At 40.0% G+C, this 25164-nt stretch carries 21 protein-coding genes; 11 read left to right on the top strand and 10 right to left on the bottom strand.

Annotation, left to right across the window (positions count from 1 at the left end; translation table 11 throughout):
• Positions 1–10 precede the first annotated feature (10 nt).
• On the top strand, positions 11–994 hold the full coding sequence (gene bioB / locus ICL16_RS29155; RefSeq protein WP_190835073.1) for a biotin synthase BioB: 984 nt from the start codon (positions 11–13) through the stop codon (positions 992–994).
• Positions 995–1148: 154 nt separating this feature from the next.
• Here the strand turns inward: bioB and petL are convergent, their stop codons facing one another.
• On the bottom strand, positions 1149–1244 hold the full coding sequence (gene petL / locus ICL16_RS29150) for a cytochrome b6-f complex subunit PetL (RefSeq protein WP_190835072.1): 96 nt from the start codon (positions 1242–1244) through the stop codon (positions 1149–1151).
• A gap of 201 nt (positions 1245–1445) precedes the next feature.
• Here petL and aroB point away from each other — a divergent pair, with 201 nt between their 5' ends.
• Both aroB and ICL16_RS29140 read left to right on the top strand, forming a co-directional pair.
• Positions 1446–2549: a 3-dehydroquinate synthase gene (aroB, locus tag ICL16_RS29145; protein ID WP_190835071.1), complete on the top strand. Its 1104-nt coding sequence runs from the start codon at positions 1446–1448 to the stop codon at positions 2547–2549.
• A gap of 675 nt (positions 2550–3224) precedes the next feature.
• Positions 3225–3605: a response regulator gene (locus ICL16_RS29140; protein WP_190835070.1), complete on the top strand. Its 381-nt coding sequence runs from the start codon at positions 3225–3227 to the stop codon at positions 3603–3605.
• 120 nt (positions 3606–3725) lie between these two features.
• Here the strand turns inward: ICL16_RS29140 and ICL16_RS29135 are convergent, their stop codons facing one another.
• A complete protein-coding gene (locus ICL16_RS29135; RefSeq protein WP_190835069.1) occupies positions 3726–4601 on the bottom strand; it encodes a lipid kinase in 876 nt (291 codons plus the stop codon).
• Here ICL16_RS29135 and ICL16_RS29130 point away from each other — a divergent pair.
• Positions 4600–5346 carry a TIGR02117 family protein gene (locus ICL16_RS29130; protein ID WP_190835068.1) on the top strand — a complete coding sequence of 249 codons (747 nt, stop codon included), beginning with the start codon at positions 4600–4602 and terminating at the stop codon, positions 5344–5346. The two genes, ICL16_RS29135 and ICL16_RS29130, sit on opposite strands and share 2 nt — an antisense overlap.
• Positions 5347–5401: 55 nt before the next feature.
• Here ICL16_RS29130 and ICL16_RS29125 read toward each other — a convergent pair whose 3' ends face one another.
• From ICL16_RS29125 to ICL16_RS29110, 4 genes are all read right to left on the bottom strand, one after another.
• A complete protein-coding gene (locus tag ICL16_RS29125) occupies positions 5402–6268 on the bottom strand; it encodes a nitrate ABC transporter ATP-binding protein (RefSeq protein ID WP_190835067.1) in 867 nt (288 codons plus the stop codon).
• Positions 6269–6348: 80 nt separating this feature from the next.
• On the bottom strand, positions 6349–8352 hold the full coding sequence (locus ICL16_RS29120) for an ABC transporter ATP-binding/substrate-binding protein (RefSeq protein WP_190835066.1): 2004 nt from the start codon (positions 8350–8352) through the stop codon (positions 6349–6351).
• A 101-nt stretch (positions 8353–8453) separates the two neighbouring features.
• On the bottom strand, positions 8454–9293 hold the full coding sequence (gene ntrB / locus ICL16_RS29115) for a nitrate ABC transporter permease (RefSeq protein ID WP_190835065.1): 840 nt from the start codon (positions 9291–9293) through the stop codon (positions 8454–8456).
• 87 nt (positions 9294–9380) lie between these two features.
• Positions 9381–10739 (bottom strand): CmpA/NrtA family ABC transporter substrate-binding protein, encoded by a 1359-nt coding sequence (locus ICL16_RS29110; RefSeq protein WP_190835064.1) that lies wholly within the window; start codon positions 10737–10739, stop codon positions 9381–9383.
• 868 nt (positions 10740–11607) lie between these two features.
• Between ICL16_RS29110 and ICL16_RS29105 the strand changes: the two genes are divergently transcribed.
• Together ICL16_RS29105 and ICL16_RS29100 are read left to right on the top strand one after the other, a co-directional pair.
• Positions 11608–12054 carry a DUF6932 family protein gene (locus ICL16_RS29105; RefSeq protein WP_190835063.1) on the top strand — a complete coding sequence of 149 codons (447 nt, stop codon included), beginning with the start codon at positions 11608–11610 and terminating at the stop codon, positions 12052–12054.
• Positions 12051–12578 carry a helix-turn-helix domain-containing protein gene (locus ICL16_RS29100; RefSeq protein ID WP_190835062.1) on the top strand — a complete coding sequence of 176 codons (528 nt, stop codon included), beginning with the start codon at positions 12051–12053 and terminating at the stop codon, positions 12576–12578. Before ICL16_RS29105 ends, ICL16_RS29100 begins: the two co-directional genes overlap by 4 nt.
• 68 nt (positions 12579–12646) lie before the next feature.
• Here ICL16_RS29100 and ICL16_RS29095 read toward each other — a convergent pair whose 3' ends face one another.
• Positions 12647–16315, bottom strand: a complete 3669-nt coding sequence (locus ICL16_RS29095) for a hypothetical protein (RefSeq protein ID WP_190835061.1) — start codon at positions 16313–16315, stop codon at positions 12647–12649.
• A gap of 353 nt (positions 16316–16668) precedes the next feature.
• Here ICL16_RS29095 and ICL16_RS29090 point away from each other — a divergent pair, with 353 nt between their 5' ends.
• The 3 genes from ICL16_RS29090 to cobT all read left to right on the top strand — a co-directional run bounded on the left by ICL16_RS29090 (position 16669) and on the right by cobT (position 19219).
• Complete coding sequence (locus tag ICL16_RS29090; protein ID WP_190835060.1) at positions 16669–17370, top strand: Crp/Fnr family transcriptional regulator; 702 nt, start codon at positions 16669–16671, stop codon at positions 17368–17370.
• Between the two features lie 98 nt (positions 17371–17468).
• Positions 17469–18089: a DUF2232 domain-containing protein gene (locus tag ICL16_RS29085; protein WP_190835059.1), complete on the top strand. Its 621-nt coding sequence runs from the start codon at positions 17469–17471 to the stop codon at positions 18087–18089.
• On the top strand, positions 18086–19219 hold the full coding sequence (cobT, locus tag ICL16_RS29080) for a nicotinate mononucleotide-dependent phosphoribosyltransferase CobT (RefSeq protein WP_190835058.1): 1134 nt from the start codon (positions 18086–18088) through the stop codon (positions 19217–19219). The genes ICL16_RS29085 and cobT overlap by 4 nt, the downstream gene beginning before the upstream one ends.
• A 56-nt stretch (positions 19220–19275) precedes the next feature.
• Here the strand turns inward: cobT and ICL16_RS29075 are convergent, their stop codons facing one another.
• On the bottom strand, positions 19276–19656 hold the full coding sequence (locus tag ICL16_RS29075) for a hypothetical protein (protein ID WP_190835057.1): 381 nt from the start codon (positions 19654–19656) through the stop codon (positions 19276–19278).
• A gap of 322 nt (positions 19657–19978) precedes the next feature.
• Between ICL16_RS29075 and ICL16_RS29070 the strand changes: the two genes are divergently transcribed.
• A complete protein-coding gene (locus ICL16_RS29070) occupies positions 19979–21124 on the top strand; it encodes an extracellular solute-binding protein (RefSeq protein ID WP_190835056.1) in 1146 nt (381 codons plus the stop codon).
• 46 nt (positions 21125–21170) lie between these two features.
• On the opposite strand, the gene ICL16_RS29065 is transcribed toward ICL16_RS29070, so the two are convergent.
• Together ICL16_RS29065 and ICL16_RS29060 are read right to left on the bottom strand one after the other, a co-directional pair.
• Positions 21171–21656, bottom strand: coding sequence for a hypothetical protein (locus tag ICL16_RS29065; RefSeq protein ID WP_190835055.1), 486 nt, complete (start codon positions 21654–21656; stop codon positions 21171–21173).
• Positions 21657–21815: 159 nt separating this feature from the next.
• On the bottom strand, positions 21816–23204 hold the full coding sequence (locus ICL16_RS29060) for a hypothetical protein (protein ID WP_190835054.1): 1389 nt from the start codon (positions 23202–23204) through the stop codon (positions 21816–21818).
• An 809-nt stretch (positions 23205–24013) separates the two neighbouring features.
• Between ICL16_RS29060 and ICL16_RS29055 the strand changes: the two genes are divergently transcribed.
• Positions 24014–25162: a response regulator gene (locus tag ICL16_RS29055; RefSeq protein ID WP_202895769.1), complete on the top strand. Its 1149-nt coding sequence runs from the start codon at positions 24014–24016 to the stop codon at positions 25160–25162.
• Positions 25163–25164 lie beyond the last annotated feature (2 nt).

Genomic DNA, 25164 nt, shown 5'->3' with positions numbered 1-25164 from the left:
AAGGACAGGGATGTCAGTAGGAATACGCCACAATTGGCAAGTTTCAGAAATTGGTGCAATCTACAATACACCATTGTTAGAGCTAATTTATCAAGCAGCTAGTGTACATCGTCAATATCATGACCCAACCAAAATACAAGTTTGTAAACTAATATCTATTAAAACAGGTGGTTGCCCAGAAGATTGCAGCTACTGCGCTCAATCTTCCCGCTACAAAACAGAAGTCAAAGCACAAGCACTCTTAGAAAAAGAAACTGTACTTAATATTGCACAACAAGCAAAACAAAACGGTATAAGTCGAGTTTGCATGGGAGCTGCTTGGCGAGAAGTGCGCGACAACTCGCAATTTGAGCAAGTGCTAGAAATGGTCAAAGAAGTAACTGCGTTAGGATTAGAAGTATGCTGTACCTTAGGGATGTTAAGCCCATCTCAAGCTCAGCGCCTAGAAGATGCAGGACTTTACGCCTACAATCATAACTTAGACACTTCACGAGACTACTACAATACCATCATTACCACCAGAACTTACGAAGATCGCCTCAACACCATCAACAATATCCGTCAAACAAATGTAACCGTATGTTCCGGCGGTATACTTGGCTTAGGAGAAAGCGTAGGCGATCGCTTATCCATGTTGCACACTCTGGCAACACTAAACCCTCATCCAGAGTCAGTCCCGATTAATATTCTCTCACAAGTAACTGGTACACCTCTAGAAAATCAACCAGAAGTGCCTATTTGGGATGTAGTGCGAATGATTGCTACAGCACGCATTGTCATGCCTTCTTCTGATGTTCGTCTTACAGCAGGCAGAGCTAAACTTTCCCAAGTTGAGCAAGCTTTGTGCTTTATGGCGGGAGCAAATTCCATCTTTTCTAGCGACGACGGGCATATGTTAACCGTCACCACTCCTTGTCCAGGATACGACGCCGATCGCGAAATGCTCAATCTACTCGGTTTATCCATGCGTTCACCGTATACTGCCACTAATTGATCAAATATATATCCAACAAATAACGTAGAGACGTTCCGGCGGAAAGTCTCAACAAGGGTTGTAGACAACGCATAACTAATTTTTGGAGATGTCTAATATGTAGAGACGCGAAATTTCGCGTCTCTACATTATTGCGCCTTTGCGTGAGGATTAATTAGAGTATCTTCGCGGCACGCAAACCAAACAGCAATCCGACAGCGATGCCAAAAAATAGACCTAAGAAGACAATGTAAGCGATTACGGCAGACATTTATGTTTCTCCACAATAGTTCATTAAGTCTATTGAATCATTTACTTGGGGGCTTGGGGATCGGGGATTTGGTAAGAAAAGTTGAAAGATAAAAACATCTGTTCTTTTTTTCCCTATTTCTTCAACTTTTTTCGTTATGGGGTTTCCAGACAGCTTGATTGCGATAGAATACGGCACACGGGCGCTTGAAAGGGTTTGGGAATGGCTTCTGTTATTAATGTAAATTTACCGCAGCAGTCTTACGAGATTGCGATCGCACCTAGCGGCATCGATAAACTAGGTGAGTACATGAGTGGTTTGAAGTTAGGCAAAAAAGTGTTGCTGGTTTCTAACCCTATGATTTATAAGCATTATGGGGAAAGGGCAAGCGCATCTCTCAAAGCTGCTGGGTTTGAAGTGAGCGAGTTAACTTTACCACCAGGGGAACGCTACAAAACTCCCAACTCTGTGCAAAAAATTTATGATACCGCCTTAGAAAACCGTATAGAGCGCTCCTCTACTATGGTGGCTTTGGGCGGAGGTGTGATTGGCGATATGACTGGCTTTGCTGCTGCAACTTGGTTGCGGGGTATTAATTTTGTGCAAGTGCCTACCACACTTTTAGCTATGGTAGATGCGGCGATTGGCGGGAAAACAGGTGTAAACCATCCCCAAGGCAAAAATTTAATTGGCGCATTCCATCAGCCGCGACTAGTGTTAATCGATCCAGATGTGTTGAAAACTTTGCCGATGCGTGAGTTTCGGGCGGGAATGGCAGAAGTGATTAAGTATGGTGTGATTTGGGATGCCAAGTTGTTTGCCGAGATTGAAGAAAGCAAACACCTGAATCAAATTCGCTACGTTAAACCAGAATTTATTGATAGCATACTAACTCGCTCTTGTCAAGCAAAAGCTGATGTAGTCAGCAAAGATGAGAAAGAAGCTGGATTGCGGGCGATACTTAATTATGGACATACCATCGCTCATGCAGTGGAAAGTTTGACTGGATATCGTGTGGTGAATCATGGGGAAGCTGTCGCGATTGGGATGGTAGCCGCAGGGCAGATTGCTGTGGAATTGGGAATGTGGCAAAAGGAAGATACTCAACGTCAGTACGCCTTGATTGAAAAAGCAGGTTTACCGACTAAGTTACCTGCTGGGGTAGATATCGAAGCAATTATTGAAGCTTTGCAACTAGATAAGAAAGTTGAAGCAGGCAAAGTACGTTTTATTTTGCCCACCCAGATTGGTGTAGTGACAATTACTGATTCTGTGCCAACGGATACCATTCGGCAGGTGTTACAGGGGATGCAAAGCGATTCGTAATTAGGTTAATTGCGATGGTTTTAAATTATTCCGGATCTATCAAGTTTTATGCAGGATAAAGGTATGGTAGATGCACCCTAATTGCTGCCCTCAGTCAATAGCTGGGGGTTTTTTTTGATTAGCTATATCTTTTGGATGCCAATGATTGTGAGATGTAAAAATACATTTAGATAGTAGAAGTTTATGAATAATTTTGTTTTTAATAAAATAAGATTTTTCAATGTATAATTTTGCTTCAAAGCTATCACTTTTTTTGATAATTATTTAAATACTAAAAGTTTTCTTATCGGTATCCGGTTTGATTTTTGAACAAATTTAAGTAGGGTGGGCAATGTTGACTAAATCCAGTTTTTGGTGGCATTGCCTACATGTATTTCAAGAATCAATATAGTAGCCATATCTGATTTTTTAACTTTTTGATAATCAGGGTTTATTACTTCCTTTACGACAAAAATAAATTAGCTATGATAATTTAAACACTAATACATAAAGTATAAAGTTTTGGGAGGTAAACATATTTGTTTGATAAAATTGTGTATAGTACCTAAATAGGGAGAGTAATTAGATCCGAAAATAAGTGAATTTATAGTTAGTTAAAATTTTAACTAACAGCGAAAAATTTTTGATGAGTGCCTTTTGACTTTTGCCTTTTTCTGGTAAAAGGTTTAAAAATACATGCCTAAAATACTTTTAGTTGAAGATAACGAAATAAATCGGGATATACTGTCCCATAACTTACAGGGAAAAAACTTTGAGGTAATCCTGGCTATTAATGGTGAGCAGGGAGTGGCAATGGCTCACTCAGAAGCGCCCGATTTAATCCTGATGGATATGGGTTTACCTGTGCTGAATGGATGGGAGGCAACAAAATTGATCAAACAGTCATCAGATACCGAATCGATTCCGGTGATTGCTTTGACTGCTTATGCAATGGCAGGAGATCGCGAAAAGGCTCTTGAATCGGGATGCGATGAGTATGAAACCAAGCCAATTGACTTAACTCAACTTTTGCAGAAAATTCAGTTGCTACTGGCACGGCAAACACAAGGGCAATAAAACCATCTCGAAAAGAGAAAATAACTATGATTTCTTCCGGATTTAGTACCGCGCATCGTGGATAAAGGGATGGTAGATGCACCCTAATTGCCGCCCTCAGTCTATGGCTGGGGGTATTTTTTATTGTGGTGGCACAAAAACTGCTAAAGCTTGAGGAATTACACGAAATTTAGCAGGAGTGTAAGTAGTAATTTCTCCATCAGTATTGATTGGGCGTGGTTTGCGCGTAGACACTTCTATTTCTTCCCCATGAAAAGCGCGAACATTCTTGGAGTTAATATGTCGTCCTCGTCGCATCGCCGGAAGTATAGGAATAATTTGCCACCAGTGTTTAATCTCCAAGCTATACAAATCCAGCCTTTGGTCTTCGATACTGGCATCATGAACTACAGTCATACCGCCACCGTAGTATCGACCATTACCCACAGCAATTTGCACTGTTTTCACGTTAACTGATTTACCATGAAGATGAATCTGGGCACTAAAAGGTCGAGATTCCCAAATTACTTGCAATGCAGTGATGATGTAAGCAAATATTCCCCAACGCCGCTTGGCTTGTTTGGTGAGTCGCTGGGTAATTTTCACACTTAGCCCTAAACTAGCAACATTGAAAAAGTGCTTTTCGTTTACCCATCCTAAGTCAATACGTCTGACTTCACCTTTAGCGATAATCTCGCAAGCTTTGGCAAGAGAGTTAGGAATTCCTAAAGTTCTCGCTAAGTCATTGGCTGTTCCTAAAGGCAATATCCCCAAAGGCAAGTGGGTTTTCACTAAAGCATCTACCGCAGCATTGAGAGTGCCATCGCCACCACCAACGATGACTAAATCAACTTGGTGCTGGTAATGTTCAATCAGTTCAGGTAAGTGTTGGGGGTGTTCTGTAGATCTTTCAATTAAATCAAAGCCTTGTTTCTCCAGACATTCGATTGCTTCTGATAAACTCTTTTGTCCAAGGCGTGCATGGTGATTCACTAACAGCAGTGCGCGGCGGCTCATGGGTAGTACCTTAATTTACTATCAAACCGTGCTTTTTGTTAAAATATTTACTTATAATAAGGTGTTTTCTAGAACATTGTATTTTTTTTATCGTTATTTTTTCGCTGCCATTTTAGCATGTTTGGTTTTAGCAGCTATCGGTGCGCTGCTACCTAGAAAATGGAGTCAGGAATCAAAACGTGACTGTAATTTAAAGATTTGTGTTGCCAATACAGGCATTCATACCAACATTATCGTGCCAACCAAAAATCAAGTTTTTGATTGGCATGGGTATTTAACTATAAAAAAAATTGGTGTTGATAATGTTAAAGATTACAATTATTTGAGTTTTGGTTGGGGCGATCGCGACTTTTATCTGTCCACGCCTACTCTCGCCGATCTCCAACTTTCTACTACCCTTAAAGCTTTATTTCTGCCTACTCCCTCTGTAATCTATATTAAAGGATATCAATTAATCCCAGATGATTTAGAAGTAAAATGTGTTAATATTAGTAATAAAAATTATTTAAAATTAATAAATTATATCCAAACTTCTTTTCAAGTCGATGCAAAGGGTAGACAAATTCGCATAGCTAATGGACACACAGAAAACGCTGGTTTTTATACCGCAATTGGCAGCTACTCGATCTTGAGAAATTGTAATTCCTGGACAGCGGAAGGATTAAGAGAAGCCGACATCAATACCCCCGTGTGGGATGGATTTTCATACCCCATTATGTGGCAATTGCGCAGTGGATGTGAATAATTCGTAATTCGTAATTTAATTGATAATTATGAATTACGAATTAGCAATTACGAATTTAGCCTACATCATCATGAGCAAAGCGATTGAAGAGGAAATCTAAGGCGTAGTTACGCAATTGGTAGTATTGCGGATCTTCCATAATGCGGGCGCGATCGCGAGGACGAGAGAACGGAATCTCCATGACTTCGCCAATTTTAGCGTGGGGACCGTTAGTCATCATCACTAATTTGTCTGCTAAAAACAGTGCTTCATCAATATCATGGGTAATCATTAGCACTGTGCAGCGGTTCTCGTTCCAAATTTTTAATAGTTCTTCCTGCAACTCCTCCTTAGTAATAGCATCCAACGCTCCGAAAGGTTCATCTAAAATCAAAACTTTGGGACGAATTGCCAAAGCACGGGCGATGGAAACCCGCTGTCTCATACCGCCAGACATTTGAGGTGGCTTTTTATGAGCAGCATCCGCCAATCCTACCATTGTCAAATGTTCCCAGACAATCGACCTTTTATCAGCTAGTGACTTGTCAGAATGAACAGCGTTAACTGCTAAGTAGATATTTTCATAAGCAGTGCGCCAAGGTAGTAAAGCGTAGTTTTGGAATACTACCATCCGATCTGGACCTGGTTTGGTGATTGGCTTTCCTTCTAGGAGTACTTGTCCGGAAGTAGGAAAGTTAAAACCAGAAACCATATTTAGCAGCGTTGATTTACCACAACCAGAGTGACCGATAACGCAGATAAATTCACCTTGGTCTACATTAAGGTTAACGCCATCAAGTACGGTAAAAGGTCCTTTTTTTGTTGGATAAACTTTGGTAACGTTCTTGATTTCTAAGAATGGCTCTTGACGGCGTTTTGTAGCTGCTGTCAATGGTTGTCCTAATTGCTGTCTACTGGTTTGAGTAAAAGAGTTTGTGTTCATGGTGATTTGTTAATTGTTAATTGTTTATTGTTAATAGCTAATTGCTCTATTAACCATTAGCTATTAGCTATTAGCGCTCATTACGCTACTTTTCTGGTTGGTTGATCGATGACTACTTCTGCGACTGAAAAATCGCGTTTGATATTTAAGCTGTTGAGATATGCGATGGGGTCATCAGCATTGAAGGGTGTACCATCAAATAGTTGGATTGGCTGACGAGTGTAACTAATGTCTAATCCTAGTTCTCGTGCGGCGGTGCTAAATACACCTACTCGGCACACTCTTTCGACGATTTCCACCCAGTTTCTGGGGAAGGGAGTATCACCCCAACGCGCTAATTGAGTCATAATCCAAATTTGCTCAGTTCTACTGGGGCGGTTGATGGCTGATTGGGCATAAAACTGGTGGTGGGCGTACTCTTGCATGGGATGGTCTAAGCTACAACTGTTATAATTTGGATCTTCGATTTGGATGTAACTTATATCAGTGCTTACGTATTCTGCCCGTGCCAAAATTTGCCGAATTTCTTCTGCATTTTCTGGAAGTGAACAGTAATAGCAAGCTTCTAGCAGAGCTTTGGTTAAGGCAATATGAGTATTAGGATAAGCTGCTGCCCAATCTTCTCTGACACCAAGAACTTTACCTGGGTGTCCGAGCCATACTTCTAAATCGGTGGCAATTGTAAAGCCTATACCTTCCAAGGCGGCACGATAGTTCCAAGGTTCGCCTACACAGTAACCATCAATACTTCCGGCTTTCAAGTCAGCTACCATCTGGGCAGGCGGGATGGTTTTAATGTCAACATCGATGTCGGGATCTATACCACCTGCTGCTAACCAGTAGCGTAACAGTAAGTTGTGCATGGAACTGGGATGCACTACGCCCATTGTATGCCGTAAGTTTTCGGTGCTTCTCAGGTAGTATTTAAAGTCGGAAACGTTTTGCACTCCTTGATCGTAGAAACGCCTAGATAAAGTGATGGCATTACCATTGCGAGTCATGGTAAGGGCTGTAACTACGGGCAGGGGTTGGTTTTCATTTCCACCCAAGGTTAACCATATGGGCATTCCTGATGGCATTTGTGCTGCATCTAAGTACCCTCCTGCGATACCATCGACAATGCCCCGCCAGCTAGTTTCCCGCACAAGGTTGACTTCATCTAATCCATGTTTGGTAAAGAAACCTTTTTCTTTTGCTACAGCAAGAGGTGCGCAAGCTGTCAAGGGCACAAAGCCAATGTCAAGGTTAATTTTTTCTAAGCCATGACGGGAGATGTTTGCTGTTTTTCTCGCTCTGAGTTTCTTGATGCGTTTTTGCTGGTTGAGGAAGTAAATCATTTCACTGCGCAAGCTGTAGTAGCTGGGATGTTCTACTACTTCCATCCGCTTGCGGGGTCGAGGAATGTCTACTTCTAAGATGCTACCAATTTTCGATTCTGGTCCGTTGGTGAGCATGACAATTCGATCAGATAGTAGCACTGCTTCGTCTACGTCATGTGTCACCATTACGGCAGTAACTTGGTTTTCTTGACAGATTTGCATCAACTGTTCTTGCAAGTTACCCCGTGTGAGTGCGTCTAATGCCCCAAATGGTTCGTCAAGGAGTAGCAACTTGGGACGAATTGCTAAAGCACGAGCGATCGCCACCCGCTGTTTTTGTCCACCAGATAACATTCCTGGTTGTTTGTCAGCATGGGGACGTAAACCCACCATATCAATGTGTTTTTCGACAATTGCGCGGCGTTCTCCTGCTGGTAAATCCTTGACTACTGAATCCACAGCTAGGGCAATATTTTCCCGTACTGTCCGCCAAGGTAAGAGAGAATAATTCTGGAATACCACCATCCGATCTGGGCCTGGTTTGGTGATTCTTTTTCCTTCCAGTGTTACAACTCCTTCTGAAGGTAGATCCAATCCGGCAATCATATTTAATAATGTGGATTTGCCACAACCGGAGTGACCAATCAGTGAAACAAATTCTCCCTTCTTAATCTGGAGGTCGATTCCTTTGAGGGCAACGTATTTACCACCACCAGTTAATTCAAAAACCTTATCAATTTGGTCAACAGCAACGAATACAGACATAGTAGTTTGATGTTTGTTAATTGTTAATTGCTAATTGCTAATTGCTGATGGCTAATGGCTAATTGAACTTTTACTATTAACAATTAGCCGTTAGCTATTGGCTATTTTTGTTCTGCTGGCAGAATTAAAGTTTGTACCCAAGCCATCAATTTGTCTAGTATCAGACCGACAACACCGATGTAGACTAGAGCTAATATCACCTCACTAATCGCGTTATTCTGGTAGGCATTCCAGATGAAAAAGCCAATTCCGACAATACCTGACATCACGATTTCTGCTGCGATAATTGCCAACCAAGCCAAACCGATCGCTATTCTTAAGCCAGTAAAAATGTAGGGAAGGGCAGCAGGTATGAGGATATTGAAGAAATATTCTTTTTTGCTCAGTTGCAGAACTTTAGCAACGTTGTTGTAGTCTTGAGGGATTTGAGTAACTCCCACAGCAGTGTTGATTAAGATGGGCCAAATTGCCGTGATGAAAATTACGAACAAAGCTGCTGGTTCGTTTTGACGCAAAGCTGCTAGAGAAATAGGCACCCAAGCCAAAGGTGGTACGGTACGCAGTAACTGAAACAGGGGATCTAAAGCTTTGGACATTGTTTTGTTCACACCAATCAAAATGCCCAAGCCAATACCAACAATTGCTGCCAATGTATAACTGATAGCTACCCGCTGTAAACTTGCCCAAATTTGCCAAAATAAACCTTTATCGATCCCACCCCTGTCATAAAAGGGCCAGAAGATTAGTATCCAGGTATCTTGGATCACTTGAATTGGACCTGGTAATGTAGCTCCGGGAAGCCAAGAAAATAGTTGCCACAAAATTAAGAAGATAATTAAAGCAATAGCAGGCGGCACAATATTGGGAAATTGCTTTTGTAGACGGGCAATTAAGCTATTGTCAAAACTGGGCATTGTTGCGCGTCTTTGTACGGTTGTCATTTTATTCTCCTTAATTTGTTAATTGTTAATTGTTAATTGCTGATTGTTAATTGTTAATTGCTGATTGCTCTTAGCCATTAGCAAACGTTAAACGCTGACTTTTTTGATTTTGAGACTCTTGAGGTATTCTTCTGGTTTTTCTGGATCAAACTTGACTCCATCAAAAAATTCTTCTACTCCACGGGATGTACTTGTGGGAATGTCTGCAGCAGTAATTCCGGCTTCTTTAGCCGCTTGTTTCCAAATATCTTCGCGGTTAACTTTATCAATTAATGCCTTAGCTTTTGTCAAGTAATCTTTTGGTAAAAAGCCCCAACGGACACTTTCGGTGATAAACCACATATCATGGCTCTTGTAGGGATAGGAAACGCTACCTTTTTCATCTTTCCAATAGTAAGCAGCCATTGATTTATCATTAATAACCCGTCCATCTCCCATGTCATACTTCCCTTGGAATGGTTCGAGTAAAACGTCTACTGGCACTTGGAAATAATTCCGTCCCGCCAGGATTTTTGCTGCTTCTTTGCGGTTGTCAAAATTATCCAACCACTGTTGAGCCTCCATAATGCCTTTTAAAATTGCTTTGGTTGCTTTGGGATTTTTGTCAACCCAATCTGCTCTCATGGCAAAGTATTCTTCGGGGTGATTCTTCCACATTTCGGCTGTCAACATTGCCATGTAGCCGATCTTATCTTTCACAATTCTAAAGGGCCAGGGATCTCCAGTACTGAAAGCGTCCATCGTACCCGTTTTCATGTTGGCGACTGTTTGCGCTGCTGGCACTGGAATTAATTTCACATCAGTATCAGGGTTAATACCGCCTGCTGCTAACCAGTATCGAATCCAGAAATCTTGGTTAACTTGAGCAAAGGTAAAGGCAGCGGTAAAGGGTGTTTTTGCAGATTTTAACTGATCGAAAATGGGTTTTCCTGCTTTAGCTAAGTTGAGTTCAATACCTTTTCCTTGGTGTTTACTGGCAACTGCAATCCCATTTCCTTGAGTAATTAATTGTGCCAGCACGTACATGGGAATTTTGGCATTGCCCTTGGTGATTAAGCCTTCTGTAATCAAATGGGGCATGGGCATTTGATATTGCCCTCCATCAACTCCACCACCAGAGGATCCAATTTCTGTGTTATCCCGCATTGAACCCCAAGAAGCTTGTTTTAAGAGTTCAACTTCTGTCATACCGTACTTGGCGAAGAAGCCTTTTTCTTTTGCAATGATAAAAGGAGCTGCTTCAACAATTGGTATATATCCTAGTTTTACTTTGGGAGTTTCTGGTTTTTGTTCAGGGCTTAGGTTCGCTGCAGCTTGTTGTGCTGATTGCTGTGCTTGAACACTACCGCCAGTTAAGCTATCGGGGGGGTTTCCCAAACAGCCTTTGAGTAATACAGCACTGGCAGATACTCCTGCTGTTAACAAAAATTTACGTCGTGAAGTCATAAGATCTCCTAAAAATGAAATTTATGGCATGACAATTCTGGCAGAGAAACTGTTATTTCCTGCGCTATAAAATGTGTAATGAGATTCTCTATATAGTTACAAGTGGTTAACCTGTCTCTAACAGAGAAGGCAAGAGTGAAGGACTTATAAAAAATATGTCATTTCACTTACGTTTATTTGGAGTGTTTTTCAAGACCTTTATTTATGTTGTTGAAAATAGCTTACAGCTTTTTTTGCCCCAATGGTTAACTTTGATCCCCTAATTCTTAAATAAATATTAGATTGGAACTATAAGAAAAACTTTATATATCTGAAGTAAATTAGCTGTTCACTCTATTATTTAGAATAGAATCTATGATATTTATTGACGTTTATTGATGATTCATAGATAAATTGAAGATTAGTTTATAATAACTATTAATAAAAATCTATAGTAGTCCTCAATCATGGCTATAGCAATCCTAATTGAGTTATGAACCGCCAAGACGCCAAGAGCGTCAAGAAGAAGTTGTTGTGTTTACAAATCATTTAGGACTGCTATACCGAAATTAGAATCAGGTAAGTTCGCCATGTCATGTACTTCAGTTCATGGCGCGAGTAGCGCTCCCAAACCGTTAAAACGGACTGTAAATCAACAGTTTAGTCGGTTTTAACCGACTAAACTGTTAGCCTAGAACTTCAGTTCTAGGCGGATGGCGGAAGAATGAAATAGCCCTGGGAGACATGAGTCAGGAGAAAAGTTTGTGTAATTAATTCGGCTGGAGTACTTAGATAGTGCGATCGCCGCTTCAGGAAGCTTACAATCCGTTTTCAAGTATGTACTACTGTGTTATATTTTTAACTAGTTAATTAACTCGTGTTGTGAGAAGTGATTCCAGAATTCGATGAAAACGGTAATTTACCACCAGGGGTACATTGGGCGGAATGGGAGGAGTTTGTAGAAAGATTCAGTACTAATTTCAAAAGACAACAGATGATAGATGGTTTGTTTCTGACCATGACACAATTAAAAGCAGCAGGCTGTAGAACTATTTATATCAATGGTAGTTTTGTTACCATTGAACCTAACCCTGGTGATTTTGATGCCTGTTACGATAACGAAACTGTCGATATCGATTATCTCAGAATTAATGCACCTCGATTGCTCAATCATTATGACCGTGCTGGGCAGAAAGCCAAGTATAAAGGTGAGATTTTTCCTTCTAACCAACCTGTTGGTAGTTATGGAGACAATTCGTTTGAGTTTTTTCAAAGTGATAGACGGGGAAATAGGAAAGGCATTATTGCTATAGATTTAATGAGGTGGGAACCATGATTAAAGATGAATTAGAGTATCAAGTTTCTCAAGAATGGGTAGAGAAGTTTAAAAAATCAATAGCCGTAATGGAAAAAGATGAAGAAAGAAAAAGAAATGATCCTGAGCGCTGGGAACTGAATAGAAGCGCATTACAATGTCACTTAGATAAATTACAAGAAGAAATAGCAGAATATGAAAGACTTATAAATTGTGATAATAGCCAGCAAATTAACATTAAAGTTGAATCTTTACACAAGTTACCAGATGCTTTAATTAAAGCTCGAATAGCAGCAAAAATGAGTCGGAAAGAACTTGCTGATATATTAGGAATCGAAGAACAACGAGTTCAGGAATACGAAAAAACTGATTATCAATGTGCCAGTTTTGTAGAAATCCTCGAAGTTAGTGCTGCTTTGGGGATAGAATTTGAAACTGCAACTGTACAAGTAGATTTTGAGGAAATAGAAGCAGGTAAACAAAGCGCAGAAAAATGGCGCAAATGGCGCTCTGAAAAAATGAATGTTAAAACTAAAGTCTCTTGAGTAAACAAGATACCCGACTTCTTTAAGAAGTCGGGTATCTAGGGATCTTGGGTGGGCAATCTAAATTGTCATTGAACAACTCCTACAGCAAAATTAACTGTATAAGGTTCAGAGAGTGATTGCTGAGTACTAGCTTTGATTGCATCCAAATAGCGCAGTACGTGTTGTCGTTGGTGGGAATTGGGACGGTAGTTGAGACTTCCTTGTTTTTCAAACAGTGGTGCAGCAGAAATTGCCTGATAGTCAGAATTTTCCTTTGAACTTTGAGTAAGCCAGGTAAAATCTGTAGCTGATGGAATTAAACCTGGAGGTAGCTCACCTTCTAAGAAAGCTAGTAGGCGTTGCTGACAGCTACGAGTGTTGATCCCACGATTCTCAAATAATTGCACAATTTCGCTGAAGGAAATAGTTCGCTCGGGTAAAAGCTGTAGTAATTCGCTAAACAAGAAATAGTCAGTATATTGTTGTCGGGGAACCTCTAAAACTTGGGGATGTAGTGGCAACAAAGCCAATCCGTAGGCTACCCGACTACAAGTAGGAGCGCTATCACTTTTGTTAGGGTTTTGAATCATCTTAGCATTGGGCAGTTTTTGCCGTAACCAACGGCTGACTGCGCCTACGGAACCTACTCCACCAGTCAAAATTGCTTGATTAATTGCTTCGGTGGGGATGCCTTTAGCGATGAGCAATCTGTTGAGTTCTCGATTTAAGCGACGTACAAATGGGACAAATACTTGGCTTTCTAAGTCTCGCCGCTGTAATACCCACTGTTGATCTGCTAATTCTAAGGTAAAAGAGTCTTGGTGTTGTAAGATGAGTTTGAGTGCGATCGCTGCCTCTTGCACACCCTTGCCAAGCAGAGAACTTTCTAAACGCTGCTGGAGGCGAATGCGATCTATAATATCTGGTTCTCCGGGTCGAGGTAAGTTTAGCTCTTCCCATTTTAAACTTGATAGGAGCATTTGATCTAAACCAGCGATCGCCGGACTCCAGTGTCTTAGGCTCTGTTCATTTTTGTTCTCATCCTCAACAAAGGTTCGCGGTTGTCGCCATTTAGGTGGAAGCAGCAATTGGCAAATAATGTCTTGCTCTATTCCCGCTCCGGCATAAGCAAAACCGTGGAGCATGAAATCACTGTGTGTTAAATCTTCTAAGATTTCTGGCACATCGACTAGCGCCATTTCTGTTGTGTTAGCGCCAATACTAACGATGAGAGTGTTGCCTAATAGAGAATGATCGCTAGTTTTGACGGAAAAGTTTCCTTGATGAGCGCTTAATTTTACTTGCTCACCGTTAGCGCCATCAAGTTCTGGTAGTAAGCTGGCGATGGCTTCTTCGACAAAAAACACTTGTTGTGGATGCTGCACTAACATACTTGTAAGTATTGCTTCGCGCACATTGAAACGATATTGTTCCGACCAATTAGACGGGCAAGTACAGATGACACCAGCAATGTTATTAATAATAGTATGGAAGGTTTTTTGGTCTAAACCAATTGCCGCCGCCGTTAAGCCTAAGGTTGTACTACTACGATCTGACTTCAATGTCAAGAGCAATTTGGCGAGCGATCGCACAACCCAAACTAACGGAACTGTAGAAAGTTCGTTTAATTGTAACACTGGTGTCCATTGCCCTTGATCTTTGTAAGGAAGACAAATTTGTAAATACGGCTTTAATTGGGCTGAGAAGAGATGATGCGGTTGAACTGCAACAGGTGCAATAACTGGGATCTGTTCTGTTTCGGTTATCGCTTCTGCGGGTAGATAAACTTCTGCTGGTAAACGTTGAGATTGTGTAGAACTAGATGTAACTGAAAGATTTTCGGCTGACCAGTACACAGGATATAATTCAATTGTCGAGCGATTGAGTAGTGCTGCAGAAATTCCTGTTGTACCCAAATCTAATCCCAAATACCAAACTGAGTCAACAGTATTTTCTTTTTCTGTGTGATTAGTTTCGTTCTGAACAGACGAATCTATTCCTTCTAAGATTACTTCGTTTGTTGCAGTTGCAGTATTTTCTTGAGGTTGAGTGTTACTTACAGGTTGCAGTAAAGAATTTAGCTGGCGATCAAAGTCAGCTAAATCTTGTTCTAATTGTTGTAACTGTTCTTGTTCCAGAGAAATGGCGGAGAAGGCTTCTTCTGAATTCTCCTGATAATCTAGTAAATTTTCAGTTGCAGAAGCGGGTACGTAATTATTTAAAGATCGTTCCAAATCATCATAATCATCGATGATTTCTGGAGTTGGGGCAATCGCAACTAAATTACCACTCTCCTCAAGATCGGGAACTATTTCTTGTGGGTATTGTGGAGCTTGATTTACTAATGCTTGTGACTCAGGATTATTGCTTGCATTTGTAAGCAGGTCAGTTAATACTGTGATTGTATCAGTACTTGTCGGTTTTTCAATTGACGCCCCTTCTGTTTCTGAATGTTCTAATGTATTAAATAGATCTAATGATTGTGCTGTTGGTGTGAGCGTGAAGTTTTCTTGTGCTTGAGTATTGCTCAGATTTAAAAGCCCAGCATCTGGTTCATCAAACCAGGGATCGGACATGACAATAGCAGAATCTGGTTGTTGGCTTGTTGATGTGGGTAACTCCGAAGTGACTTCAAAGGTGATTTCAAAAGTTTCCGCGTTAATGGCATCTATTAACTCAGGCGATAATTCAGCCGGAACAGATGAAATTTCCTCTACAGGTGTGACTTCTGTTGTTGCTTTTGCTGGGATTTCCTGATTTAACTCTGTTAAATTTTCATTACCAAATAAACTAGCGTAAAGTTGATCTACTTCATCACGTAGCTCAGAATTATGATTTTGTAATTCTACTGATGCTTCTTTTCTGCTAGGCGTTTGTGTTTCGCGCTCTAACTGCTGTAACATTGCTTCTATTTCTGGCGCGATCGCAGTATCCTCTGTCTTTTTATCAGTTTCTTGATAATTGTTGGTAAATAAAGTATTTTCTGGTGTCAACAAAGTTTTATTTTTATCATCTGATTGATTGAGTAAAGCAGTTTGATGCTGTAAATGTTCTGTTAAATCGTTAATTATACTGATGAGCAACTGTTCTCCCTGGATTCCTTGATTATGCATTCTTGCCAGGGATTGGGACAAAGACTCATGATAGGTGTTAATATTACGTTGTAGTGCATCAAACACAACATTTACAGTACCATCTAGTGCTATTAAACGTTGATCTAACTCCGTAGTTAGACGTGTGAAGCGTTCTACTTGATCTGGTTGAGTCGCATTTTTAGTTATAGTAGAAGAATTAGGAGCATCAATGGTGAGCGTTGATGCGATCGCACCTCCTGGCTGTGGTACTAAATTTGGTGATAAGCGAGTCATTAACACTTGCAAAAATTCGGAAATTATTTTCTCTTGGTTTGCCATTTGCTGTGTTAATGAGTAATTGTGCAGTCGTTTTTGCTCCAACTGTCTAATCTCCTGCACAAGTGTAGCCCTCTGTTGCAAAAGGGTTTGTAATTCTGCTTGTAGTGGCATTAGTAATCCCGATTCTGTCGGCATTTGTGGTTGTGGTTGTGGGATGTTGTTTTCAGCATCATCACTGGGTGAGCCTTGAGCTACACTAACAAGGAAGTTGCGAATCCGTTCTAAGACTTGGCGTGGTTGCCCTGGGCTAGAGAGAACAATAGGCAAGCGCCGATTTTTCTGAGCAAGTAAGTTGTCAATATCTGCGATTAGTGTTTGAATTTCAGTTGCGCGAGAAGTCACTTGAATTTACCTTTTGCATTGAAAAATTTGAGTTTTGAGAATAGGGTGTAGGGGTATTCCTATACCGGATCTTCGAGTATCATTGACATTGTATGCCTACGTTGTTAAGTAATCATATTTGCAGTATTGCTAGCTTCATAGGGAGCTATTGTAGACTGCATACTATTTTGGTGCAAAACTTTTACCCGGTTTAAACCCACTAAGTAAAAATTACTTATAAAAGCGTTAATATTACTTTGCTGTGTACCATAGTTTAGTTTTATGTTGAAAAAAATTTGTGCTTTGATAGCTATAGCTTAAAATGGCGCTGTTGTTTGTTGTGTATATTGCAGCTTTATAAAAATTATTCAGTAATGGAAGATCGTTATAGCTTGCAGGCATCTGTCCATGCCTTGATGATCACATCGGCTCCCTTTTTTCAAGGATTGCCAGAATCAGCTGTAGAAATTGCCCTAACTCATCTTGCTACCCGTACTCATCCAGCGAATCAAGTGATATTGTTGGAAAATGACTGGGGTGGCTCTGTATATTTCATTATGGATGGATGGGTAAAAATACGCACTTACAATCTTGAAGGTAAAGAGGTAACACTTAATATTCTCGGTCAAGGAGAATTATTTGGCGAAATGGCAGCGCTAGATGAAGTACCTCGCTCTACTGATGTGATTACCTTGACTCCTACGGTAATTGGCAGTATGCCATCTCAGGATTTTGTCAAGTTACTACAAACAGAACCTTTGGCTGGAGTTCGGTTAGCACAGTTGATGGCGCGACGTTTGCGACAAGTTAATCGGCGACTGCGGTTACGGGAATCTGATAGTCAGTCGCGAGTGGCTGATACGTTGTTGTTTTTGGCAGAAGGGCAAGGCAAAAAAAGCGTCTCAGGAACAGAAATTCCCAATTTACCTCATCGCGAGTTAAGTAGTTTGAGTGGGTTGGCAAGGGAAACAGTAACACGAGTGTTGACAAGGTTAGAAAAAAAAGGATTAATTAGGCGCGAACAGGAAGTTATATGTATTCCTGATATATCAGCTCTAGAACGAATGATCGTTTAAATGAATGGCTAATGGTTGATTGTTAATTGCTAATGGCTAATGGTTAATTCCTCTTAAAGCAGTTGTTAGACTGGTAATTATAACTTAAAATGATCGCAATGAAAGAACCACCTTTAAAGATGGTAGAGACGGCTTTTTTAGCCAGTACTGGTAGTATGATTTGGTTTATTAATAGTTACTTTCCTTTAGGTCCGGTTTTGCGGATATTTTTCTCAGTACCAATCGCCTTAGTTTACCTCCGTTGGGGTAGTCGGGCATCATGGATGGCGGCACTTACTTCTGGTTTACTGCTTTCAGTACTAATGGGACCAGTACGCAGTATGCTGTTTGTCATGCCTTTTGCTTTTATGGGCGTACTTTTGGGGGCAGCATGGCATCGTCGTGTTCCTTGGATTGTTTCTATTAGCTTGGGTGCATTGTTAGCTGCAATTGGAGTCTTTTTTCGCTTTTGGTTGTTGTCGGTTTTGTCAAGTGAAGATCTGTGGATCTATTTAATTAACCAAGTTACAGATATTCTGGAGTGGTTATTCCTCCGTCTAGGAATTTTAGCAACTCCGAACATATTTTTGATTCAAGTGGGAGCGATCGCCTTAATTTTATTTAATAACTTTATCTACTTATTTGTGGTACACATAGCAGCGTGGTTATTACTAGATCGTCTAGGCAATCCCATCCCTCGTCCCCCACAATGGGTACAAGTACTCATGGATTATGAATGATTCGCATTTATACTCAGATAGACGTAGGTGAGGAATGGCTGAGAAATAACCGTCATTGTTCACCTGTGTTTGCTTGTGTTTTAGGATTTACTGAAACTGGTTTGATCCCAGGAATTTCTGCTGCCGGTAGCACACCCGAAGATCGCAAATACACTGCTTGTGCAGATGCAGAATTTTTGTACTACGGTGCGAAACCAGGTTTACAATATCCCCTACCACCCCTGATTGCAGGTGCATCGCCTGTATTTATTACCCGTGCCGTAGTTGAGGCACTAAAGATTCCGGTTTATTTATTCAATGCTGGGCTACCCCAACTACCTGCTGTACCAACAATTGATTTAGGCGGTGCTCCAGCTAGGTGTTTGAGTCAAGGGGAAGCAATGGAACTAGCAACTGTAAATCATTTGTTAGAGCAAGGGCTACTTTGGGGTGAAAGGTTAGGAAACAACATTCAAAACGGGTATTTCCTTTTAGGCGAGTGCGTTGTGGGCGGAACCACAACAGCTTTAGCGATTTTAACAGGTTTAGGTATAAAAGCAGCAGGAAAAGTCAACAGTAGTCATCCTGTTTGTAATCACACCAACAAGTGGTCAGTAGTACAAGCTGGGCTTTTGAAGATGACACAGAGAGTGGGGGAGATTGATCCCCTACAACTTGTCGCAGCAGTAGGCGATCCCATGCAAGTTGTAGTTGCTGGGATGACGATCGCACTTTCGCGACATTGTGGTGTGATGCTGGCGGGTGGGACGCAAATGCTGGCAGTTTACGCGCTGACAAGTGCGATCGCCAAAGGATATGATTTACCTTGGCAACCACAATCTGTAGTTATAGGCACAACCCGCTGGGTAGCAGAGGACCCAACTGGTGGTACTATTGAACTTGCTCAGTTAATTGGTGAGTATTGTGTCTCTCTGACTGGGGTTCCGCCGTCTCTACTTGCCACTTCGCTTTCCTTCGCTAATTCTCATTATTCCCAACTTCGAGTTTATGAGCAGGGCTTCGTTAAAGAAGGTGTAGGCGCGGGAGGAATTTGTATTGCTGCCCATCTCTATAAAGATTGGCAGCAAAATCAACTTCTAGCAGCAGTAGAAAATCAGCTTGAGCGTTATCAGCAGATTTATAACACCTAAGTTTTTTTGCTAATTTCGCTTTTTAAAACCAAAAATGCCAAATTTTCCTTTTATTCTCAAAAATTAATTCTTTTGAGCAGTAATTGTTCTTCTAATGCAGCAATGCGATTGTATGCTGCTGTTAATTGCGCTGTTAATCGTTGAATCTGAATTTCTGGCGTTATTTGCTTGTCTCCCCCTTGAAGATTGGTATCTGTATAAATACCATCCACCAAAATATCCTTGTGTTCAAGCTCTGGGCTGAAATTAATTTGTCCTTTGAACTGGTAACGTCCTACGTCACTGTTTTCCAGAAAATTATCCCTGACTTCGTGAGTTTTCTCTAAACAGCCATCTGATAAAGCTTGAGAGACTTTATTATCGAGCTGCTCAACCACTTGATATAGGGCATCCAGCTTGTGACCTATAGTCAGAACCTGCTTTTGTAATGGCTCCATTTAAGACCCTTATGAGCATGATTTATTCTATATTATGCAATCTAGTGGCAATGTTAAACATACTTATGATTTTTTTAACTTTTAAAATTTTCTGTTGAAATGTAATACTTAAATTCTAAATTAGAAATACTTTTAAATACTTAGTAGGAGTTTTACTCTACGTTAGTGTTGCAATGTGTAAATAAAAGGCTTGAACTTAATTAATCAAGCAAAATTACTTATGTTTCCCGGAATACTTTGGTGGGGGCAACTCCTGAGTGGGCTACTCCACGTTGCTTAAGATAGAACAGAGCTAAAATCGAAAAACTAAAATCGAAAATCAATGGAGAGAAGGTCTTTTTTACAAGGTACTACGACACTGGTACTATCACAACTGCTTATTAGCTGTACACAAAGTAACCAACAGACATTTGAGGTACAGTTGCTCAAAGATTCCATCCCTGGGCAGGTAGTCGATCAATTTCGCCGCAGTTTAGAGCAGAAGCCGCAGTTAAAATTTATCCCCGTAGAGCAGTTACGCAATTTATTTCAGCAATTGCAAAATTGGCAGAAAAAAACAAATCCGACACCAGATTCTTTTTGGCGTCGGATTATACCTTTTATCAAAGCCGAAAAACCAAACCCAGCAGACTTAGTTACTTTAGGCGATTACTGGCTCAGCTACGCGATTAAGGATAAACTAATACAACCATTGTCTGTAAATCAGCTCAAAAATTGGTCTAATTTACCTAAACAGTGGCAAGAATTGGTGACACGCAACGACCAAGGTTTCGTTGATGCTCAAGGAAAAGTTTGGGCAGCACCTTATCGTTGGGGTAGTACAGTAATTGTTTACAATCGTCACAAGTTTGAAAAATTAGGTTGGATGCCAAAGGATTGGAGTGATTTATGGCGAAGTGAATTGCGGGGACGTATCTCTTTACTAGATCAACCAAGAGAAGTGATTGGTATAGTTTTAAAGAAGCTGGGACAATCCTACAACACAGTAGATTTCAAGAAAGTTCCTTCTTTAGAGGCAGAACTACGTGTATTAAACCAACAAGTAAAGTTTTATAGTTCTAATCGGTACTTAGAACCTTTAATTATTGGTGACACTTGGCTAGCTGTTGGGTGGTCAAATGATATACTACCAGTGCTGGGTCGTTACCCAGAACTTGTTGCAGTTATTCCTCAGTCAGGAACAGCGTTGTGGGCAGATTTATGGGTAAGTCCTACTGGTAAAGACAGGGGAAACTTTTTGTATCAATGGATAGATTTTTGTTTATCTCCTCATATTGCTAAACAAATTTATCTTCTCACCAAAACTAATTCGCCAATTTCTACAGAAATTAATGTATCTGACTTTCCCGAACAATTACGCAATATCTTAATTAGTAATCCTGAAGTTTTTGCCAAAAGCGAATTTTTGCTTCCCTTGCCAGCAGAAACAACTGAGCAGTACAAGTCTTTGTTTGAGAAGATTAGGTAGGGTGAGCATTGCCCACCACAATCAGATTTTGTGGGCATTGCCCACCCTACTTTGCTCTGCTATTTAGCTCGATACTGCATGAAGCTGGGGTTGTATTAAAGTTACAAGTGTAAGTTGCTAAACGGTCTTGTTGATAATTGTAAACTCTAACGTTGTATCGATAATTTCGTGCTACACTACCAAGGCGATTTACAAAGCCATAGCGCTCAAAGTTATCTAGTATACTCCAAACTTGCTGATTTACAAGTAAGTCTATTCGCCCAGGTTCTTTACCAGTAGCTGGGTATGCTATCCAGTTATCTAAAAGTTTGTTTTCAGAGTTATCTCTAGCTAACCACAAACTAGGAGTAGTTAATCCAGTTTGGGATATGGTGTCAGCTGTGATGATAGACTCGTTTGGTTGTTTAAGCAAGTTGAGTTGCAAGGGAGCATCGGAAGGCTTTGGCTCCGAGGCGGTTTGTGCAAGTAACCGCTGTGGTAAAAAAGTTAGAGTAGTGAGGCAGATACCTAACAGTAGTGCAAGCGATCGCATTTTCTTTAATAGAGAATGGCAAGCAGGAGACTTATATCCATATGATACTCACTACTCTATGATAGTTCCTCTTGGTATGCGATGACACTAATCTTTTGATTGAATTCTACGCAATTATTGTAGAGACGCTCCGGCGGAGCGTCTCTACTGCTATGTCCATCAGTTAAGGGTAATTAGATAGTGTCCGACTAAAGTGTGGCGCTCGTAGGACAAGAAATAAAAATGGAGTAAGTTGGGATTAAACTTGTCGCGATGCATAGCTACTCCAACCAAACCTGTGTCGTGGTGATTGATCCATTTATTTTGAGAATCAAGTAAAACACTAAAATAAGGACTTTGAGCAGGAGGAGCTTTTTTTAAATCTTCATAACTTTGAGAAAAAGGCGGTAATCCAATTCCCATTGGCATATACAAGCCTTTAGAATAATCATTGACTGCAAGCTGAGGAATTTTGTTGATGTCAATTCCACTTACTAAAAATCGATTCTTACTGTTTGTCTGCTTATCTTGGAAGATTAGTTCAAGTTCTTGTAATTGTTGATTAGTTGCAGGTGATTTTACATTTCTCAGAATAGCTTTTTCAAAATTAGCTATTCTCCAGTATTTATTACCCCAAGGTTTATTAACATCATATTTACCAGGTGCTACAAAACTTGCAAATGAAGCTGATTTGTCATTTTGTAAATCCTTCCAAGTAAAAATATTATCTGCAAATAATAACTTAGATTTCCTCTTTTGTTCTCCAGAGGCAAAAATTTTCTCATCTGCTAAAAATTTAGTGGGAATTTCTTTTTCAGAAATAACTTGTCTTAAAGCTTGTACATCTACAGGAGTCCCTTCTGGATTCTGCCAGTGTTCTAGCTTATACCAGTGTTTCCAGTAGGAAATATTATTGTTCTGCTCGAATATATTCTTGTAATGTCCAGCCGGAAAGGTAAACCAACCTTGGTAGTAAAGTTTTTTAGAGTCGCCTTCTTTATGAAAGAGTAATATTTCCCACAAGCCTGAGTTTAAGCAATTATTAGCAATTTCCACGGAAGATAAATTCTTTTTTTCAAATCCATCACCACCGGAAATTTCAATTTCTTGGGCGTTAGGCTTAAAACTTACTTGTTGCCTATTCCATTCTCTATTAGCCAGAGAAATAACTTCTAAATTTTCATTTTTACTTACCCAAGATGGGCGCTGTGGTACAAACAGCCTCATATCAATGTTTTTAAACACTATCTTAGCTGTGTGTTTATTAGTAGGCTCTAAAACAAAATCAAAATGATTGGCATCTTTTTTAACAACAGTTAATTTACGATTAACATATTGTCTATAATGTCCGCTAAGATCGGCAGGATTTTCTGGATACTCACTTTTGGAAAATTCCTTAAGATCTACAGCCATTTTATTAGCGGTATTATATCTGGAGAAAAATAAAATACTTGCGATCGCTAATATAGACAAAGCGCTTAAGGTTCCAATCAAAAGCACCTTTGGGAAATGTTTACCTTTGCCAATGGCAAAAGCCTGCTTAAATTGTTGATTTTCTGTAAGTTTCATCTCTATTGCACCCAAATTAAATTCACACTTTTGCAGTTCAGCAATGCAAAGGTAGGTATAACTCTAGATAGATAATAATTTTCTACCTTTCTAGGTATTGTGCATTATGGATTAAGCTGCAAGTTACGAACATAATCTAATGGATGAAACTAGTGTCAAAGAGGGGTTAGACCCCTCACTTGTAATTTATTTGCTCATGTTACTTAAGTTGAAAAATTACATGAGATTTTAAGTAGACAAAAGAATAGTTTTTTACTGCTAGCAGAAGACAAGTGGCGATCACCACTTAATAAAATACAATTTTTTTAGCTTAGTAGTGTCCTTTTTTACGGTTTTATGTTGTATAATTTTTGAAAAATGAATACCTGAGCAAACAAGTATATACATAAAAGATGTAACTTTATATACGTAATTTTATAGTGTATTACTGAGTAAAGATTTCAGTATTGTTACAGCTTTTTACGAATGGAAAAGAATCTACCAACAACTTAATAATAACAAAAGTGTAAAAGTAAGCAAGAGATCTAAACGCTGCTGTGTAATAATAGTAAGCCTTGAACTTCTGTTTAAGGCTAATAGATCAAGTCTGTTAAAACGGATTCAAAGACTTACCTCATCAGCTAATCGCATACTTGAGCCTAAAGCCAAGACATAAATTTATTGGTAGAAAAATTCTGGGACAAAATTTAAACGTATAATTTTGTCCCTAGATGTTCTCTAAACTACCTTAAGACTACTTATGAAAATTAGTTCTAAGGCATGTTATTATCCTAAACTCTTACGCTGAAATACCATTTAAATTGACACGAATGACAATAACAAAATTAACTGAAGAATTAAACAATCTAAGTAAATACGGTGATGGAGAACTAACTATAACAAGTAGTGCTGTCACTTGGAAGCTTTATCTTGTCCGTGGTCAGTTACTTTATGCTACAGGCGAGGTTCATCCTGTAAGACGATGGGACAGAGCTTTGAAGCAGCATTGTCCTAAATGGAATTGGTGTGCTGAGACTTCTCACTTAACAAGCAATGAGTCGTGGGAATATCACTTGCTTGAATTAGGACTTAGCCAAAAGCGCTTGAGCTTAATCCAAGCAAATTCAGTAATTCGTACTGTTTTCCAAGAATGTTTGTTTGATTTAATTACCTACACAGACTTTATCAGCGACTGGAAACCTGGCGAAAAAGCTATATCCACTTTATGTAGGGTTGTCTCTTTGTCAGTTCAAGGAATGCAGTCAGTTCTAATCAAAGCTACACAAACACAGCGAAAATGGCTGACATCTGGGTTAGGGAACTTTAGTCCCATCCTAGCACCAATTTTGCAATCGGGTGGGTATCGTCAAGCACCTCCAGTTCTGGAAAAGTATCTCAATGGTATGTACACCCTTTGGGATATCGCTTGGCAGTTAGAGAAATCGGTAACAGAGGTAGCTTGCTCGTTAATGCCTTTCGTGGATAAGGGGATACTGCAATTTCAAAATATTCCAGATTTAGCGTTACCAACCATAAAACCGCTAATTCCTACTAAATTTATATCACCAAAATCTCTACAAAAACAGGCTCTAATCGCGTGTATTGATGATAGTACTGTGTTAACACACACTTTGAAAAAAATCTTAGTACCCGCAGGTTATGAAGTGTTGATCATTCCAGAACCAATGCGCGGGTTTGGTCAACTGATCGAACACAAACCTGATTTGATCTTGTTAGACTTGCTTCTACCAAATGCTGATGGCTATAGTGTTTGTAAGTTTTTGCGAGAAACTCCCGCTTTTAAAAATACACCAATTTTGATCTTAACAGCTAAGAATAGTCCCATTGATCGTGTTCGCGCTCAGCTAGCTGGTGCAACGGAGTTTCTCAGTAAGCCTCCACAACCTCAAGAATTGCTGCATATGGTTGAGAAATATCTTGGGCAAGGTCATACCCTCAATCAAGTAAAATCGTTTTAACT

The sequence above is a fragment of the Iningainema tapete BLCC-T55 genome, assembly GCF_014698965.1.
GTDB lineage: Bacteria > Cyanobacteriota > Cyanobacteriia > Cyanobacteriales > Nostocaceae > Iningainema > Iningainema tapete.
Note: the sequence above shows the minus strand (reverse complement) of the source record. Positions and strands in the feature narration are given on the sequence as shown.

Coding starts and splice junctions, on each gene's coding strand:
- ICL16_RS29135 (WP_190835069.1), bottom strand. CDS start 4,601: ATGAGCCGCCGCGCACTGCTGTTAGTGAATCACCATGCACGCCTTGGA.
- ntrB (WP_190835065.1), bottom strand. CDS start 9,293: ATGACAACCGTACAAAGACGCGCAACAATGCCCAGTTTTGACAATAGC.
- ICL16_RS29060 (WP_190835054.1), bottom strand. CDS start 23,204: ATGAAACTTACAGAAAATCAACAATTTAAGCAGGCTTTTGCCATTGGC.
- ICL16_RS29085 (WP_190835059.1), top strand. CDS start 17,469: ATGAAAGAACCACCTTTAAAGATGGTAGAGACGGCTTTTTTAGCCAGT.
- ICL16_RS29125 (WP_190835067.1), bottom strand. CDS start 6,268: ATGAACACAAACTCTTTTACTCAAACCAGTAGACAGCAATTAGGACAA.
- ICL16_RS29130 (WP_190835068.1), top strand. CDS start 4,600: ATGGGTAGTACCTTAATTTACTATCAAACCGTGCTTTTTGTTAAAATA.
- bioB (WP_190835073.1), top strand. CDS start 11: ATGTCAGTAGGAATACGCCACAATTGGCAAGTTTCAGAAATTGGTGCA.
- ICL16_RS29110 (WP_190835064.1), bottom strand. CDS start 10,739: ATGACTTCACGACGTAAATTTTTGTTAACAGCAGGAGTATCTGCCAGT.
- petL (WP_190835072.1), bottom strand. CDS start 1,244: ATGTCTGCCGTAATCGCTTACATTGTCTTCTTAGGTCTATTTTTTGGC.
- ICL16_RS29090 (WP_190835060.1), top strand. CDS start 16,669: ATGGAAGATCGTTATAGCTTGCAGGCATCTGTCCATGCCTTGATGATC.
- ICL16_RS29120 (WP_190835066.1), bottom strand. CDS start 8,352: ATGTCTGTATTCGTTGCTGTTGACCAAATTGATAAGGTTTTTGAATTA.
- ICL16_RS29100 (WP_190835062.1), top strand. CDS start 12,051: ATGATTAAAGATGAATTAGAGTATCAAGTTTCTCAAGAATGGGTAGAG.
- ICL16_RS29140 (WP_190835070.1), top strand. CDS start 3,225: ATGCCTAAAATACTTTTAGTTGAAGATAACGAAATAAATCGGGATATA.
- ICL16_RS29075 (WP_190835057.1), bottom strand. CDS start 19,656: ATGGAGCCATTACAAAAGCAGGTTCTGACTATAGGTCACAAGCTGGAT.
- aroB (WP_190835071.1), top strand. CDS start 1,446: ATGGCTTCTGTTATTAATGTAAATTTACCGCAGCAGTCTTACGAGATT.
- ICL16_RS29055 (WP_202895769.1), top strand. CDS start 24,014: ATGACAATAACAAAATTAACTGAAGAATTAAACAATCTAAGTAAATAC.
- cobT (WP_190835058.1), top strand. CDS start 18,086: ATGATTCGCATTTATACTCAGATAGACGTAGGTGAGGAATGGCTGAGA.
- ICL16_RS29065 (WP_190835055.1), bottom strand. CDS start 21,656: ATGCGATCGCTTGCACTACTGTTAGGTATCTGCCTCACTACTCTAACT.
- ICL16_RS29070 (WP_190835056.1), top strand. CDS start 19,979: ATGGAGAGAAGGTCTTTTTTACAAGGTACTACGACACTGGTACTATCA.